Source organism: Nonomuraea sp. NPDC003804 (genome assembly GCF_040610675.1).
In the GTDB taxonomy this organism is placed as follows: Bacteria; Actinomycetota; Actinomycetes; order Streptosporangiales; family Streptosporangiaceae; genus Nonomuraea.
Map to the genome: position 1 here is coordinate 51,032 of NZ_JBEXMT010000024.1, position 15,809 is coordinate 66,840.

The following is a 15,809-nucleotide window of genomic DNA, read 5'->3' on the forward strand; positions in this document are numbered from 1 at the left end:
GTCAGCGGAGGGGCAGGGTCGGGTGCGGGCCGGTGGGGACATGGCCCGTCATGGTGCTGGTGATGGCCCACCGCTCGTGGTCGCGCCAGGCTCCGTCGATGAACAGCAGGTCGGGCGAGTAGCCCTCCATGCGGAAGCCGAGCCGCCGGACGAGCTTCAGGGAAGCCTGGTTGTCCGGCTGGATGTTGGCCTCCAGCCGGTGGAGTCGCAGGTGCTCGAACGCGTACCGCAGCACCAGGCCGAGCCCTTCGGACATGTATCCCTGGCCGGCGGAGGGAGCGAAGGCCGCGTAGCCGAGGGAGCCGCACTGGAAGCGTCCGCGGATGATGCTGTTGATGTTGACGGTGCCCGCGACGGCGCCGGTGTCCCGCACGCGGACCAGCAGTCCCTCGGCGGCCGCCGGGTCGTCGAACCGCCGCAGATAGGTCTGGAACTCCTGCGGCGTGGTGGGCAGTGCCATCCACGGCCGGTGCAGGTCCGCGCTGGCGTGGACCAGGTCGAGGAACTCGCGTTGGTCGTCGCCGGTGATCGGACACAAGGTCACGCGGCAGGAACCCAGCCGCTCATCGGTCAGGAACGTCCCGGCCCCGTCGCTCCGCATCACACGGGGAACCGTATCGCGGTTCGCGGCGAGGACACGAAGCTCGCGGCGGCCCCGCCCCGCTTCGACACGGGGAAACCGGGCGCCGCGGCCTCCCGCCCCGGGAGGGGCCGGGAGACTGCGGTGGGATGGCGTCCCGCGCCGCAGTGGGGCGGGAGACCGAGGTGGGACGGCGTCGCCCGCCGCCGTGGGGCGGGAGACTGCAGTGGGATGGCGTCCCCCGCCGCCGTGGGGCGGGGGACGGGGTCAGGCGGCTTTGCGCCGCTGGAACGGCAGGAATCGTTCGGCCAGGTGCGGCCGGGCGGGGGTCAGCGTCGGCTCCACCGCGATGATGCGGTCGAACCGGAACGCCCTGATCCCGCGACGCAGCCGGCACACGCCGACCAGGTACCAGTATTCGCGGTGGACCAGGCAGGTCACCGGGTCGACGTCACGGATCGTGACGTGGCCCCCGGCGTCGCGGTAGTGGATGCGGATGACGAGCCTGCTGGTGATCGCCTCGGCGATCACCCTGGCTCGGGAGGCCACCTCCACGGGCAGCGGATCGGTGAGCGTCGCGAGGGTGGTGGCGATGACGTCGTCGTCGAGCTCCAGGTGCTCGAACGCGTGACGCAGGCCGCGGCGCGCGGTGACGGCCTGCGGGCCCGATCCCAGGTGCGCCAGGGAGAGGGCGAGGGCGGCGATCTCGGCGGTCGTCAGGGGTCGCGTGGAGGACTTCACGACTGTCGTCATACCCCGAGAGTACGGGACGGCACCGACAATTTTCGAAAGAGTGTACGGCTATCGGCATCCGGATGAAGCGTGCACATCGTCGACCTGCCGGATGCCGCCGGGGCGCGCGCGTTCGTCTTCGACGAGCCCGACTACCAGGCCGGTGTGTACCGGGACGTGGTGTTGCGCCGCTGGCGCAACGTGCTGGGGCGCACCAGGTGGGACTTCCCGGCGGCCGGGACGGCGGCAACCGGTATCTGGTGCTGGGCCTCGGCTGCGGGCAGGCTGCCGACCTCGTCCCGCCGCCCGACCGGGACGAGGTGATCGCGTACGGGCCGCTGCTGTCCGACGACGGCACCACCTGGCTGGGTACGGCGCTGCCGGTCCGGGCGCCGGACCCCGGATGCGGCACGCGCCCTCCTGGCCGTGGACCGCTACGCCGGCATCGAGGTCCACGACTGGGATTTCGGCGGGCGGCGGTAGCCCACCGCGTTCCCCTCATCCGGAGGTGTCGCGACGACCACGAGGAGGCGCGGGCCGTTCGGGAGGCGTGTCAGCGCGACAGCTGGGACAGGTCCCGGGAGGCGCCCGTCGAGGCGGACGTCGTCATCGCGGCGTAGGCCTGCAGCGCCACGCTCACCGGCCGCTGGCGCACGCGCGGACGGTAGCCGCCCAGGTCGGCCAGCAGCCGCTCGCGCCGCTGGGCCAGCTCGGCCTCCGGCACCCGCAGCTCCAGGAGCCGGTTGGGGATGTCGATCTCGATGAGGTCGCCGTCTTCCACCAGCGCGATCGCGCCGCCCTCCGCCGCCTCCGGGGAGGCGTGGCCGATGGACAGGCCCGAGGTGCCGCCGGAGAAACGCCCGTCGGTGACCAGCGCGCACGCCTTGCCGAGCCCCTTGCCCTTGAGGAAGGAGGTCGGGTACAGCATCTCCTGCATGCCGGGGCCGCCCTTCGGGCCCTCGTATCGGATGACGACCACGTCGCCCTCCTTGACCCTGCCGCCGAGGATGCCTTCGACGGCATCCTCCTGCGACTCGAACACCACGGCCGGTCCGGTGAACCTCCAGATCGACTCGTCGACGCCCGCGGTCTTCACCACCGCGCCGTCGCGGGAGATGTTGCCGTAGAGGACGGCCAGGCCGCCGTCCTTGCTGTAGGCGTGCTCCCGGTCGCGGATGCAGCCCTCGGCCCTGTCGAGGTCGAGGGAGTCCCAGCGGTTGTCCTGGGAGTACGGCTTGACGGTGCGGACGTTGCCCGGCGCGGCGTGCCACAGCTCGACGGCCTCGGGCAGCACGGCCTCCGAGACGGGGTCCCAAGCGGCGATGACCTCACCGAGCGTGCCGCCGTTGACGGTGTGCACGTCGCGGTGGAGCAGGCCCGCCCGGTCGAGCTGCCCCAGGATGCCGGGGATGCCGCCGGCCCGGTGGACGTCCTCGATGTGGTACTTGTTCGTGGCCGGGGCGACCTTGCACAGGCACGGCACCCGCAGGGAGATCTCGTTGATCTCCTTGAGCCCGAAGTCGACCTGGGCCTCGCGGGCGGCCGCCAGGATGTGCAGGATCGTGTTGGTGGAGCCGCCCATGGCCACGTCGAGCGCCATGGCGTTCTCGAAGGAGTCCTTGGTGGCGATCGCGCGCGGCAGCACCGTCTCGTCGTCGCCGTCGTAGTAGCGCTTGGCGAGTTCGACCACGCGGCGACCGGCGTCCTCGAAGAGCCTCTTGCGCGCCTTGTGCGTGGCCAGGATGGTGCCGTTGCCGGGGAGCGCCAGGCCCATCGCCTCGGCCAGGCAGTTCATGGAGTTGGCGGTGAACATGCCCGAGCAGGAGCCGCAGGTCGGGCAGGCGTTCTCCTCCATCTCCAGGAGCTCCTCGTCGGAGACGGACGCGTCGGCCGCGGCGATCATCGGGTCGACCAGGTCGAGCTTGCGTCCGGGCGTCTTGCCCGCCTCCATCGGCCCGCCGGAGACGAAGATCGTCGGGATGTTCAGCCTGAAGGCGGCCAGCAGCATGCCGGGGGTGATCTTGTCGCAGTTGGAGACGCAGATCAGGGCGTCGGCGCAGTGCGCGTTCACCATGTACTCCACGGCGTCGGCGATCAGCTCCCGGCTGGGCAGGGAGTAGAGCATGCCGCCGTGGCCCATGGCGATGCCGTCGTCGACGGCGATCGTGTTGAACTCGCGCGGGATCGCCCCCGCCTCCCTGATCGCGCCGGCGACGACCTCGCCGACCTCGCGCAGGTGCACGTGACCCGGCACGAACTGGGTGAAGCTGTTGGCCACCGCGATGATGGGCTTGCCGAAGTCGCTGCCGGCTACACCGGTCGCCCGGAGCAGGGCCCGGGCGCCGACCATGTTCCTGCCGTGCGTGACCGTACGAGACCTGAGGGCGGGCATGTGCGCTTCTCCCATCGACTAGCGAGTCTTCACATGGTACGACCCTCGCTCGGTGACTGAGACGCGCGTCCACGGGCCGGACAGCCGCCCGCCCGTGCGAAAGCCGCCGCACGGCGTGCGGCGGCTTTGCTCCGGCCGGCCCCGCTAGCCCTCGCCGTAGCGGGGCGGCAGCACCTGGGCGGCGATCTGGTACAGCCGCTCGATCTCGTCGTCGGTGAGGGCGCGCTCCCGCTTGGTGATCCACTTGCGCGCCCGGCCGCCCTCGTAGACGTCCACGTCGCGGATCGTCATGATCTTCCAGGGGACGGGCGGGCCGTAGATCGCCAGCGACGCCACGACCGTGACCTCGCGGCCGTAGGACTTGCTGATCAGCTCGCTGGCCTGCGTCGCCTCCCACTTGGCCTCGGTGAGGCGCGGCTTCATGTCGAAGGGCCCGTGGAAGAGCTTCTTGCCCATCTGCACGCGCACCGGCAGGCGTTTGTCCCACTTCTCCGAGTCGACCGCGTAGACGCCCGTCGGGCCGATGACCAGATGGTCGATCTGCGCCTCGCTGCCGGGGATCGCCCTGGCGTGGAGGGTGCGGTAGCCGCTGCGCTCCAGCCGCTTCAGCTGCGCCTCGGTCCTGCGCTCGGCGACCGAGGAGCGCCGCCACGCGGGCACCGTGGAGTGCGACCTGGCGCGGTAGACCGTGTCGGCGATCGCGGCGAGGACGGCCGCGGTGATGCCCACGCGCACGTCGGCGGCGAGGAAGCCCACCACCACGCCGGCGGCCACGGCGATCAGGACGCGGGTGCGCAGATGCCGGAATCGGGGCTGCTGGAGCAGGCTGAGCAGGGACGCGCGCTCGACCGGCGCGTACGTTGAGGTGGGTGTGGAGTGGTCGGCGGCGGTGCCCTCGTCGTCGGCAGGCCTGTCACTCACCCAGATCGGTGACGTAGTGTTACCGTCTTCGCGCTGCTTAGCGGAGTCCACGCTACAAACGGTAGCCGAGGCCCCGGCCGGTGCCTACTGCTGGCGCGTCCATAGTTTTATGGCCCACGTCACCGCGTTTACCACCGGAATTCGGGGTATCTACCTCTTTTCTTCTCTAGACAACTCGGCCTACTCTGCGGTTCGTGGCGCACATACATGATCTCACCGCTCGTGAGCAGGCGGAAGCCGTCAGGCGCCGGGAAATCTCACCAGTTGAGATCGTTGAACACTACCTCGAGCGCATCGAGCGGATCGACCCGCAGGTCGGCGCCTATGTCACGGTGACGGCCGAGCGCGCGCTCGCCCAGGCGCGCGCGCTCACCGAGCCGCACGGCCCCCTGTACGGCGTGCCGATCCCGATCAAGGATCTCAACCTGGTCAAGGACGTGCCGATCAGGTTCGGCTCGGCGACCTACGAGGACTTCGTCGCGCCCGTCGACGACACGGTCGTGGAGCGGCTGCGCGACGCCGGCACCGTCATGCTCGGCAAGACCGCGACACCCGAGTTCGGCCTGCCGTGCTACACCGAGACCGCCGTGTCGCCGCCCAGCCGTACCCCGTGGGACCTGTCACGCTCGGCGGGCGGGTCGAGCGGCGGCGCGGCGGCCGCGGTGGCGGCGGGGCTGGCGCCCGCCGCGCACGGCAGCGACGGCGCGGGGTCGATCAGGATCCCCTCGTCGGTCTGCGGCTTGTTCGGCATCAAGCCGACGCGGGGCCGCATCAGCTTCGCCCCGATCATCCCGGACCTGGCGGGGCTGTCGACCAACGGGCCGATCGCCAGGACCGTGGCCGACGCCGCGGCGCTGCTGGACGTGATGGCGCACAACAACCCCGGTGACCTCTACCTCGCCCCGCCGCACGAGGGCACCTTCCTCGAGTGCGCGGCCAGGGAGCCTGGCCGCCTGCGGATCGCGCGCTACGCGACGCCCGTCGTGAAGGGGGCCGAGGTGCACCCCGACGTGCTGGCCGCCTACGAGGCGGCGAGCAAGACCCTGGAGGGGCTGGGGCACGAGATCGTCGACATCGCCTCGCCGTTCGGGCCCGACCTGGTGCCGCAGTTCGTCACGATGTGGTTCACCTTCGCCTGCATGCACCCGGTCGCGCTCGACCGGCAGAACCTGCTGCGCCCGCTGACGGCGTGGCTGCGCGAGCGCGGCTTCGCCGTACCGGCGCCCGCGTTCCTGCAGGCGCAGTCGTCGCTGCAGCTGGCCACGCGCATGGCGCTGATGGCGACCGACCCCTACGACGCGGTGCTCACGCCCACGGTCACGCAGCCGCCCGTCCCCGTCGGCTGGTTCGAGGACGGCGGCGACCCGGAGGAGACCTTCGAGCGGATGAAGCGCTTCGCCCCCTTCCCGCCGGTCTACAACGTGAGCGGACAGCCCGCCGTCAACCTCCCGCTGCACTGGAACGCCGACGGCCTGCCGATCGGCGTCATGCTGGCGGGACGGGTGGGCGGCGAGGGCACGCTGATCTCGCTGTCGGCGCAGGTCGAGGCGGCCCGGGGCGGCTTCTGGGGCAGGCGGAGACCGCCCGTCTGGTGACGGGGCTGGTCCGCGCGTCGCGGCGGGTTTACCGTCGAGGTGTGGACAGCGCGCTGGAGATCTTCGGTTTCCTCGTCGGAACCTCGCTCGGGCTGTTTCTGCTGATCAGCCTGGTGGTCATGCTGCCGTCCAGGACGGCCAAGGGGGAGCCCCCCGGCGTCGTGTGGCTGGGCGGCCCCGGGCACAGCGAGCACGGGGTCAGCACCTCGGGGCTGGTGCTCGCCGACCGCAGGGCCCACTGGGCGCCCGCGCCCGAGGTCGACTGGGTGGGCGAGGCCGAGACCGTCGAGCCGGCCAGAGGCGTCGGCGGCGCCTCGGCGGGGTGGTGACGGCGATGCGCACGCTCACGCCCGCCCAGGCCGACGACGTCCGCACGGCGCTGCAGCACGCCGAACGGCGCAGCGGGCTGCGCTTCAGCGCCTTCCTCGGCGCCTCCGCGGACGGCAGGCGCCACTTCGCCGAGCGCCTGCACGCCGCGATGGGTGAGGAGTCGCCTGACGCGGTGCTCATCCTCATCGACCCCGAGGGCCGCGGCCTGGAGATCGTCACGGGCGAGAACGCCAGGCGGCGGCTGTCCGACGGGGCGTGCAGGCTGGCCGCCATGTCGATGGCCACCGCCTTCAGCGCCGGCGACCTCGCCGGTGGCCTGCTCTACGGGATCAACACCCTGGCCGAGCAGGCCACGCGACGCTGAGCCGGCGGCGCGCCGCCGCTAGGCCGCCGTCTCGGACAGGTAGGGCGCCCACTGGGGATCGCCGACGAGCTGGGCGCCGATGAGCCGCCAGTGGGCGCCCCTTGGCACCGCGGGGGCGACGCGCAGCGTCCACCCCAGCTCCTCCAGGAACTTGTCGGCCTTCCTGTGGTTGCACGGCATGCACGAGGCGACGCAGTTCTCCCACGTGTGGGTGCCGCCCCGCGAACGGGGGATGACGTGGTCGATGGTCTCGGCCCGCTGCCCGCAGTAGGCGCAGCGGAAGTCGTCACGACGCATGAGCGCCGCCCGTGTCAGGGGGATGCGAGACCGGTAAGGAATACGGACATATCTTCTGAGCCTGATCACCGACGGGACGTCCACCGTACAGGTGGCGGAGCGCAGCACCGCTCCCCTGCCGTCACGGTGGACGACGTCGGCCTTCTCCCTCAGCACCAGCACGACTGCTCGGTGCAGCGACAGCGTGGTCAGTGGCTCGTAGGTGGCGTTGAGCAGGAGTACTTGGCGCATCAGGGGGCCACCCCCCGACGCAGGGGTATCAGAGGGGCCATGACCCCTGTTGGCGGTCCCTCCTGGGACCCGGTCGCTTCCGTCACGTGGACCTCCGCCGGACGGTCCAACGGATGGTCACCACGGCACCGTCCTTCACCAAGTCTGGCGTTTACGGCATGCCCCCGCCACCCATTACTGATGACCAAAGGGACGCGCGATGTCATATATGCCCGGTCTACTCGGGCTTTACGCGTCACAGGTAGGGTTCAGACATGTACCCAGCAGCTCGCCGAGACGACGTCGTCGAGAACCTGCACGGCACGCCCGTGCCCGACCCCTACCGATGGCTCGAGGACTCCGACGATCCGGAGGTGAAGGGCTGGCTGCTGGCGCAGGAGGAACTGTTCCGGTCGCAGGTCCAGCCGCAGCGGTTCAAGGAGCGCATCGCCGAGCTGCTCCGGTCCGGCTCGGTGGGCGTGCCCGTGTGGCGGGGCGAGCGCCACTTCTTCTCCCGGCGCACACCTGACCAGGAGCACGCCGTCTACTACGTCGTCGACGCCGACGGCACCGAGCGCGCGCTGATCGACCCGATGGCCATCGACTCCTCGGGGCTGACCACGCTCGACGCGGTGCAGCCCGACAAGGAGGGGCGCCTGCTGGCGTACCAGATCTCGGTCGGCGGCGACGAGGAGTCCTCGCTCTACATCGTCGACGTGGCGACGGGCCGGCGGGTCGAGGGCCCGATCGACCGGTGCCGCTACTCCCCCGTCGCCTGGCTGCCCGGCGGCGAGGCGTTCTACTACGTGCGCCGCCTGCCGAGCACCGAGGTGCCCGAGGGCGAGTCGCAGTTCCACCGCCGCGTCTACCTGCACCGCGTCGGCACCTCCACGGAGGACGACGTGATGATCTTCGGCGACGGCATGAAGATGACCAACTACTACGGCGTGTCGGTCTCCCGCGACGGCCGCTGGCTGCAGATCTCCGCCGCCGAGGGCACGGCGCCGCGCAACGACCTGTGGGTGGCCGACCTGACCGCCTCCCCCGCCGAGCGGCCCGAGCTGACCGTGGTCCAGGAGGGCGTCGACGCCCAGACCGGGCTGGTCTTCGGCCGCGACGGGCGCCTGTACGTCCACACCGACCGCGACGCGCCGCGCGCGCGGGTCTGCGTCGCCGACCCCGCCGCCCCGTCGGTCTGGACCGACCTCATCCCCGAGGACCCGGAGGCGGTGCTGACCGACTTCGCCATCCTCGACGACCTCGAGCGGCCGGTCATGCTGGTCGGCTGGACCCGTCACGCGATCAGCGAGATCACCGTGCACGACCTGGCGAGCGGCGAGCGGATCGGCGAGGTGCCCACCCCCGGCCTCGGCACGATCGGCGGGATCTCCGAGCGACCTGAGGGCGGCCACGAGGCGTGGTTCGGCTACACCGACAACACCACGCCGCCGACCATCCAGCGCTACGACGCCCGCACCGGCGAGACCACGTTGTGGGCCGCCTCCCCGGGCGCGGTCGAGGTGCCGCCGGTCAAGACCTCGCAGGTGGTCTACCGGTCCAAGGACGGCACCGAGGTCCACATGCTGGTGATCGAGCCGGTCGACCGCGAGGGGCCGCGCCCGACGATCCTGAACGGCTACGGCGGCTTCGGCATCTCGATGACGCCCGGCTACTCCGCCTCCATCCTGACCTGGGTCGAGGCGGGCGGCGTCTACGCGATCGCGGGCCTGCGCGGCGGCGGTGAGGAGGGCGAGGACTGGCACCGCGCCGGCATGCTCGCCAACAAGCAGAACGTCTTCGACGACTTCCACGCCGCCGCCGAGCACCTGATCGCCACCGGCGTCACCACCTCCGCGCAGCTGGCCATCTCGGGCGGGTCCAACGGCGGCCTGCTGGTCGGCGCCGCCCTCACCCAGCGGCCCGACCTCTACGCGGCCGTGGCGTGCTCGGCGCCGCTGCTCGACATGATCCGCTACGAGCTGTTCGGGCTCGGCGCGACGTGGAACGTCGAGTACGGCTCGGCCGAGGATCCGGCGGAGTTCCCCTGGCTGTGGGCCTACTCGCCCTACCACCACGTGCGCGAGGGCGTCACCTACCCGGCGACGCTGTTCACCGTCTTCCAGTCCGACACCAGGGTGCACCCGCTGCACGCGTGGAAGATGTGCGCGGCGCTGCAGCAGGCCCAGGCGGGTGGCGCGCCGATCCTGCTGCGCAACGAGACCGAGGTGGGGCACGGCGCCCGGTCGGTGAGCAGGACCGTCGACCTGGCCGCCGACCAGCTGACCTTCCTGGCCCGCCACACCGGCCTCTGACGGTCTCTTCCCCCGGGGGCGCGCGCCTTCGGGGGAAGGGCGAACGCCGGGACGGCCGGGTATGGTCGGGGCATGGACGGGACGGCGGCCGGCCGCGCCCCGGCGGTGCCGGTTCTCACCGCGATCGAGCGCACGCCAGGCCCCGCCCTGCGCCCCTACGTCACACGGCTGTGGGCCTACAGCGAACGCTACGACCATCCGGTGACCCGCACCGAGGTGGCGACACCCGGCGTGGTGCTGATCCTCGCCTTCGGCGCCCCCATGGAGGTCGACGGCGCGCTCCTCACCTCGTTCGTGGGCGGCCTCGGCGACCGCTACACCGTGACCAGGATGACCGCGCCGACGGAGGGCGTGGAGGTCCTGCTCACCCCGTTCGGGGCGCGCCGCCTGTTCGGCGTGCCGATGAGCGGGCTGGCGAACCTCGTGGTGCCGGTCGACGACCTGCTGCCCGCGTGGGGTCCCGCGGCGGTCGAAAGGCTCGGCGAGCTCGCCTCGTGGCCCGGCCGTCTCGCGGCCGCCGAGGCGCTGCTGCAGGCCCGCATCCTGGCCGCCCCGCCGCCCGACCCCCGCGTGGTGTGGGCGTGGGATCGCCTGGTCGAGTCGTCCGGAACGGCCGGCGTCACAGGGCTGGCGGGATCGCTCGGCTGGAGCCACCGCCACCTCGTGGCCCGCTTCCGCGACCACGTGGGCCTGACCCCGAAGGCGGCGGCCAGGGTGATCCGCTTCGAGCGGGCGATGAGCCTGCTCCGCTCGGGGGCCGACCTCGCCGGCGTGGCGGCGGCGTGCGGCTTCTACGACCAGCCCCACATGAACCGGGAGTTCCGCGCGATGGCCGGCGCCACGCCCGGTCAGATTCGTCCAAGACACCCGGCGGGCGCGGGCACAGACTCGTTCTCATGACGAGAACCGTTTTCGCGCTCGCCCGCTACCAGGACGTCCGGGCCGCCGTCGACTTCCTGACCGCGGCCTTCGGGTTCGAGCCGCACGAGGTGATGAAGGACCACGCCGAGATCCTGGTCGGCGACGACATCATCATGCTCGGGCGGGGCACGCCCGGCGGTCCGGGCGTCTACGTCGCCGTCGACGACCCCGACGCGCACCACGACAAGGCGGTGGCCGCGGGCGCCGTCGTCACCATGGAGCTGACGGACCAGCCCTACGGGTCCAGGGAGTACGCGTGCAAGGACCCCGAGGGCAACCTCTGGTTCTTCGGCACCTATCGGCCCTGACCTCGCCTCGTCCGCACGGCCCGCCGGAGTCCCGCTGGAGCACGCGTGACGGACGGGCGGCCACCGGTGAGGGACGGTGGCCGTGGCCCGGCCTGCCGTACGGCAGGGATCAGCGGGGGAAGACGATGGTCTTGTGGCCGTCGAGCAGCACCCGCTGCTCGGCGTGCCACCGGACGGCGCGCGCCAGCGCGACGCACTCGACGTCCCGGCCCATGGCGACCAGGTCGTCCGGCGTGTGGCTGTGGTTGACGCGCGCCACCTCCTGCTCGATGATCGGCCCCTCGTCCAGGTCGGACGTGACGTAGTGGGCGGTCGCGCCGATCAGCTTCACCCCGCGGTCGTGCGCCTGGTGGTACGGCTTGGCGCCCTTGAACGACGGCAGGAACGAGTGGTGGATGTTGATCGCCCGGCCGGCCAGCTTCTCGCACAGGTCGGCCGACAGCACCTGCATGTAGCGGGCGAGCACCACCAGCTCCACCTGGTAGTGCTCGACCAGTGCGAGGATCTCCGCCTCCTGCTTCGGCTTGGTCTCCGGGGTGACCGGCAGGTGGTGGTAGTCGATCCCGTACGACTGGGTGAGCGGCCGCAGGTCGGGATGGTTGGAGGCGACGGCGACGATCTCGATGTCGAGCAGCCCCGAGCGGACCCGGTAGAGCAGGTCGTTCAGGCAGTGGCCGAACCTGCTGACCAGGATGAGCACCCGCGGCTTCACCGCGAGGTCGCGCAGCTTGAACTCCATGCCCCACTCGGGCGCCAGCGTGGCGAAGGCGGCGCTCAGCTCGTCGTGCGGCAGGCCCGCCCTGAACTGCACCCGCATGAAGAACCGCGCGGCGGCCTGGTCGCCGAACTGCTGGCTCTCGGTGATGTTGCAGCCGCTTCTGGCCAGCAGACCAGACACGGCGGCGACCACCCCGGGGCGGTCGGGGCAGGACAACGTCAGGACGTACTCGGCGTTCATACCTTGACTCTCGCGGAGGTGGGATCGTAGGGCGCCTTGCGGCTGATCTGGGCAGGGTACCTCTCTCCCGCGCAGTCCACCTCGGCCTTGGCCGGTGTGCCCGTCACGAAGCCGAGCGCCACGGTCCTGCCGATGGTGGGACCGTGGGCGGCGGAGGTGACGTAGCCGACCGGCTCGCCGTCCGCGAGCAGTGATTCACCTCCCCACAGACGCGCCTCCGTGGTGATCGACACGATCGTCCCGCGCGCGTCGTGGATCCGGTCCATGCCCCGGAAGGGGGCGCTCTTCTTGCAGGTGAACAGCAGGCCCGCCGCGGCCGGGGTGACGTCGGGGCCGAGCTCGCGGCCCCACGCCCGGTAGCCCTTCTCCAGGCGCATGGCCTCGATCGCGTAGTGGCCTGCCTGCCTGATGCCCGTCGCGAGCAGCGTCTCGTAGACGGTGACCGCGAACTCGGCCGGCACGTAGAGCTCCCAGCCCAGCTCGCCGACGTAGGTGACGCGGCTGGCCCGGACGGTGGCGTGGCCGAGGTCGATCAGCCGCGAGGTGCCGAACTCCCCCAGCTCCGCCTTCGACACCGTGCGCAGGATGTTCCTGGACTCGGGCCCCATGAGGCCGAAGACGGCGTAGGCGCTGGTGACGTCCACCAGGACCGCCCGCCGCTCGCCGATGCCCCTGGAGATGTGGTCGAAGTCGCGCGTGGCCTGCGCCGACCCCGTGACGATGAGGTACTCGTCGGCCGACACCCTGGTCACCGTCAGGTCGCTCTCGTAACCGCCCCTGTCGTTGAGCATGCCCGTGTAGACGACCCGGCCGACCTCCACGTCGACGTCCGCCGTGCACAGCCACTGCAGCGCCGCGGTGGCCTCCGGGCCCTTCAGCGTGAACTTGGCGAACGACGTCTGGTCGAACAGCGCCGCCTCGCTCCTGCAGGCGCCGACCTCCGCGTCGACCGTCTCCTGCCATCCCGGCCTGCCGAAGGTGTACGGCGCGGCCGGCCCGAAGTAGTTGACCCGCTCCCAGCCCATCTTGGCGCCGAAGCAGGCGCCCGACGCGGCCAGCAGGTGGTGCACGGGAGAGCGGCGCAGCGGCCGGGCGGTCTCCGGCTCCCTGTTGGGCCAGGCCATGGCGTAGTGCAGGCCCAGCGTCTCGGTGACCCGCTCGCGCAGCCAGGTGTCGTTGCCCGCCCAGCGCGCGAACCTGCGCAGGTCGGCAGGCCACAGGTCGCTGGTCGGCTGGCCGTTCACGATCCACTCCGCCAGCGCCCTGCCCGCGCACCCGCCCGTCCCTGACGACGGTGCCGGTGACCCTGGCGCGTTCGACGACCTCCACGCCGCGCCGCTGGGCTCCGCGGGCCAGGGCCTGGGTGAGGTCGGAGGGGTTGGCCTTGCCGTCGCCCGGCAGCCACACGCCGCCGACCAGGTCGTCGGTGCGCATGACCGGCCACAGCTCGCCCGCCTCCCTGGCGGTGACGACCTCGGCGGCGATGCCGTAGGCGCGGGCCTGCGCCGCCGTCCTTCTGAGCTGGGTCATCCGCTCGGGGGTGCGGGCGACGCTGACGCTGCCGCAGCGCTTCCAGCCGGTGCCGAACCCCGTCTCCCTCTCCAGGCGGGCGTACAGGTCGGTGCTGTACCTGATCAGCCTGGTCATGCTCTCGGTACTGCGCAGCTGTCCGACCAGTCCTGCCGCGTGCCAGGTGGTGCCGCACGACAGCTGACCCTGCTCCAGCACGACGACGTCGCTCCAGCCCAGCTCGGCCAGATGGTTGGCCACGCTGCAGCCGACGATGCCACCGCCGACGATGACGACCTGCGCCCGGCTCCTCAAGAAACGCTCCTCAACCTGGGCCATGTGCGCACCGAGCGCAGCATGGCGATGAAAGCCTGTTCGGCGGGGCCCAGCAGCCGGTCGCGGCGGTGGGCCAGCACGATCGGGCGGGGCCTGGGCGCGGGAGTGACCTCCACCGCGGCCAGCCGCCCGTCGGCGAGCTCCTGCTCCACGCAGTGCTCCGACACCAGCGAGACGCCGAGCCCCGCGGCGACCGCCTGCTTGATCGTCTCGGGGCCCCAGATCTCTGTCCTCTTGTCGAGGCCCCACGTCTCCATCGCCTGTTCCTGCAGCTCACGCGTGGATGAGCCGGGCTCGCGGATGAGGAAGAGCTCCTCGGCCAGCGCGGCCCGCTCCGCCGTACCGCTCCTGGACAGGTGGTGGCCCGGCTCGGTGATCACGACGAGCCTGTCCTCCAGGATCGGCTCGCTGACCAACTGCGGCGCCGAAGGCTGGCCGGCCAGGACGGCGACGCCGATCTCGCCGTCCACCAGCCCGCGCTCGACCTGCTGGCCGTTGCCGACCCGGATGCCGATCTCGATGCCCGGATGGCGGTCGCGGAAGGCGGCCAGCAGCGGCGGCAGCAGGTAGGTGCCGACCGTGGTGGTGCCGCCGGCGACCAGCTTGCCGGCCTGCAGGCCCGAGACCTGCCGGATGGCGGCCACCGCCTCGTCGGCGAGCAGGAAGACGCGCCTGGCGTACTCCAGCATGACCTCGCCCTCGGGCGTGAGCCTGATCCGCGCGCCGCTGCGGTCGATCAGCGTGACGCGCAACGCCTGCTCAAGCTGCCTGACCTGGTGCGACACCGACGGCTGGCTCAGGTAGAGCTTCTGTGCCGCGGCCGAGAAACCACCGCACTCCACCACCGTCATGAAGATCCACAGCCGGTGCAGGTTGAGCTGCATGCCTTGTTAACCCCTTGCTGCCTCGATCGACTCGCCGAGCGCCGTTTCGAGCTGCTCGAGCCGGTGCCAGGGGATCTCCCCCATCGTGCAGATGCGGAAGAAGTCGTCCGACAGTCGCCCCTGACCTGCGTAGACAACGTAGCCGCGCTTCTTGAGCTCGTCGTGAAGCGCCTGGTACGTCACACCGTCCGGCAGGTGAAGCATCGTCACGGTGTTGGACCTGAAACGTTCATCGACGAGGATCTTCAGGCCCAGCCGTTCGAACTGCCCGCGCACCAGCGCCGCCCGCTCGCGGTACAGCTTGGTCCGCGCCGCGAACCCGCCCTGCGCCTCGTACTCCTCGATCGCCTCGTCCAGGGCGTAGCAGACCTGGACGGCGGGCGTGAACGGCACGTCGTTCTTCAGATAGCCGGCCGCGTCGAGGTAGAGGCTGCGCTCGGGAACCTCGTGGATCCTGGCGACCGAGGCCGGGCTGCACAGGATGAACGCCATGCCAGGCAGGCCGTGCAGACCCTTGTTGGCGGTGCCGCAGACCACGTCGATGCGCACGTCCGCCAGGTCCTGGTCCTCGATCGCGGTGCCGGAGATCGCGTCGATCACGAACAGCGCTCCCGAACCCGCGACGACCTCGCCGATCTCCCTGATCGGGTTGATGAGGCCGGTCGTGGTCTCGTGGTGGACGCAGACCACCGCGTCGATGTCGTCGTGCGCGGCGAGCGCGCGCCGCACCGCCTCCGGGTCGGCCGGGACCGTCCAGTCGCTCCTGACCTCGTGGACGGCGATGCCATGCGCGCGGGCGATCTTGATCATGCGGTCGCCGTACACGCCGTTGTTGACGACGAGCACCGCGCGGCCCTCCCGCACGGAGCTGATCACCGCCATCTCCATGGCGGCCGTCCCCGAACCGGTGACCAGGACGGCCTCGTGGGTGCCACCGAGGTTCAGGCAGCGGGGCAGCGCCTCGCGGATCCTGAACAGCAGCTCGGTGAACTCCGGCTCGCGGTGGCACAGGTCTCCGCGCAGCAGGGCGTCCTTGACCCGCTGGGACGTACAGGCTGGTCCGGGATTCAGCAGAATGAGCTCTTCGTCCATCATCCACTCGATCTTCTGGAGATATCGGGCGTAATGGACGCTAGCCGGGCGCCCAGCCTGCGACCAGG

At 71.3% G+C, this 15,809-nt stretch carries 16 protein-coding genes and 1 pseudogene; 7 read left to right on the forward strand and 10 right to left on the reverse strand.

Annotation, left to right across the window (positions count from 1 at the left end):
• Nucleotide 1: 1 nt before the first annotated feature.
• Together ABZX22_RS29740 and ABZX22_RS29745 are read right to left on the reverse strand one after the other, a co-directional pair.
• Complete coding sequence (locus tag ABZX22_RS29740) at nt 2-601, reverse strand: GNAT family N-acetyltransferase (RefSeq protein WP_354915195.1); 600 nt, start codon at nt 599-601, stop codon at nt 2-4.
• Nucleotides 602-847: 246 nt separating this feature from the next.
• Entirely contained in the window at nt 848-1,333 is a 486-nt protein-coding gene (locus ABZX22_RS29745; protein WP_354914909.1) for a WYL domain-containing protein, read from the reverse strand.
• Between the two features lie 69 nt (nt 1,334-1,402).
• Between ABZX22_RS29745 and ABZX22_RS29750 the strand changes: the two genes are divergently transcribed.
• Entirely contained in the window at nt 1,403-1,636 is a 234-nt protein-coding gene (locus tag ABZX22_RS29750; RefSeq protein ID WP_354914911.1) for a hypothetical protein, read from the forward strand.
• 229 nt (nt 1,637-1,865) lie between these two features.
• On the opposite strand, the gene ilvD is transcribed toward ABZX22_RS29750, so the two are convergent.
• Both ilvD and ABZX22_RS29760 read right to left on the reverse strand, forming a co-directional pair.
• Nucleotides 1,866-3,704: a dihydroxy-acid dehydratase gene (gene ilvD, locus ABZX22_RS29755; protein ID WP_354914913.1), complete on the reverse strand. Its 1,839-nt coding sequence runs from the start codon at nt 3,702-3,704 to the stop codon at nt 1,866-1,868.
• 144 nt (nt 3,705-3,848) lie between these two features.
• On the reverse strand, nt 3,849-4,625 hold the full coding sequence (locus ABZX22_RS29760) for a nuclease-related domain-containing protein (protein WP_354914916.1): 777 nt from the start codon (nt 4,623-4,625) through the stop codon (nt 3,849-3,851).
• Nucleotides 4,626-4,819: 194 nt separating this feature from the next.
• On the opposite strand from ABZX22_RS29760, the gene ABZX22_RS29765 reads away from it, so the two are divergent.
• The 3 genes from ABZX22_RS29765 to ABZX22_RS29775 are packed head-to-tail and all read left to right on the forward strand — an operon-like array spanning nt 4,820 to nt 6,914.
• A complete protein-coding gene (locus tag ABZX22_RS29765; protein WP_354914919.1) occupies nt 4,820-6,220 on the forward strand; it encodes an amidase in 1,401 nt (466 codons plus the stop codon).
• 41 nt (nt 6,221-6,261) lie between these two features.
• Nucleotides 6,262-6,549 carry a hypothetical protein gene (locus ABZX22_RS29770; protein WP_354914921.1) on the forward strand — a complete coding sequence of 96 codons (288 nt, stop codon included), beginning with the start codon at nt 6,262-6,264 and terminating at the stop codon, nt 6,547-6,549.
• Nucleotides 6,550-6,554: 5 nt separating this feature from the next.
• Entirely contained in the window at nt 6,555-6,914 is a 360-nt protein-coding gene (locus ABZX22_RS29775; RefSeq protein WP_354914924.1) for a DUF5130 family protein, read from the forward strand.
• An 18-nt stretch (nt 6,915-6,932) separates the two neighbouring features.
• Here the strand turns inward: ABZX22_RS29775 and ABZX22_RS29780 are convergent, their stop codons facing one another.
• Nucleotides 6,933-7,442: an HNH endonuclease gene (locus tag ABZX22_RS29780; RefSeq protein ID WP_354914927.1), complete on the reverse strand. Its 510-nt coding sequence runs from the start codon at nt 7,440-7,442 to the stop codon at nt 6,933-6,935.
• Between the two features lie 254 nt (nt 7,443-7,696).
• Here ABZX22_RS29780 and ABZX22_RS29785 point away from each other — a divergent pair, with 254 nt between their 5' ends.
• From ABZX22_RS29785 to ABZX22_RS29795, 3 genes are all read left to right on the forward strand, one after another.
• Nucleotides 7,697-9,733: a prolyl oligopeptidase family serine peptidase gene (locus ABZX22_RS29785; protein WP_354914930.1), complete on the forward strand. Its 2,037-nt coding sequence runs from the start codon at nt 7,697-7,699 to the stop codon at nt 9,731-9,733.
• Nucleotides 9,734-9,805: 72 nt separating this feature from the next.
• Nucleotides 9,806-10,633 (forward strand): helix-turn-helix domain-containing protein, encoded by an 828-nt coding sequence (locus ABZX22_RS29790; protein ID WP_354914933.1) that lies wholly within the window; start codon nt 9,806-9,808, stop codon nt 10,631-10,633.
• The gene (locus ABZX22_RS29795) at nt 10,630-10,962 is read left to right on the forward strand and encodes a VOC family protein (protein WP_354914935.1); all 333 of its coding nucleotides are present in this window, start codon (nt 10,630-10,632) and stop codon (nt 10,960-10,962) included. The genes ABZX22_RS29790 and ABZX22_RS29795 overlap by 4 nt, the downstream gene beginning before the upstream one ends.
• Nucleotides 10,963-11,071: 109 nt before the next feature.
• On the opposite strand, the gene purU is transcribed toward ABZX22_RS29795, so the two are convergent.
• From purU to ABZX22_RS29820, 5 genes and pseudogenes are all read right to left on the reverse strand, one after another.
• Nucleotides 11,072-11,920, reverse strand: coding sequence for a formyltetrahydrofolate deformylase (gene purU / locus ABZX22_RS29800; RefSeq protein ID WP_354914938.1), 849 nt, complete (start codon nt 11,918-11,920; stop codon nt 11,072-11,074).
• Nucleotides 11,917-13,164, reverse strand: a complete 1,248-nt coding sequence (locus ABZX22_RS29805; RefSeq protein ID WP_354914941.1) for a glycine cleavage T C-terminal barrel domain-containing protein — start codon at nt 13,162-13,164, stop codon at nt 11,917-11,919. The genes purU and ABZX22_RS29805 overlap by 4 nt, the downstream gene beginning before the upstream one ends.
• 70 nt (nt 13,165-13,234) lie before the next feature.
• Nucleotides 13,235-13,768 (reverse strand): annotated as a pseudogene (locus tag ABZX22_RS29810) (FAD-dependent oxidoreductase); the annotation flags it as partial.
• Nucleotides 13,741-14,649 carry a LysR family transcriptional regulator gene (locus ABZX22_RS29815; protein WP_354914944.1) on the reverse strand — a complete coding sequence of 303 codons (909 nt, stop codon included), beginning with the start codon at nt 14,647-14,649 and terminating at the stop codon, nt 13,741-13,743. The pseudogene ABZX22_RS29810 and the gene ABZX22_RS29815, both read right to left, overlap by 28 nt.
• 6 nt (nt 14,650-14,655) lie before the next feature.
• Nucleotides 14,656-15,744 carry an alanine--glyoxylate aminotransferase family protein gene (locus ABZX22_RS29820; RefSeq protein ID WP_354914947.1) on the reverse strand — a complete coding sequence of 363 codons (1,089 nt, stop codon included), beginning with the start codon at nt 15,742-15,744 and terminating at the stop codon, nt 14,656-14,658.
• Nucleotides 15,745-15,809: the final 65 nt, after the last annotated feature.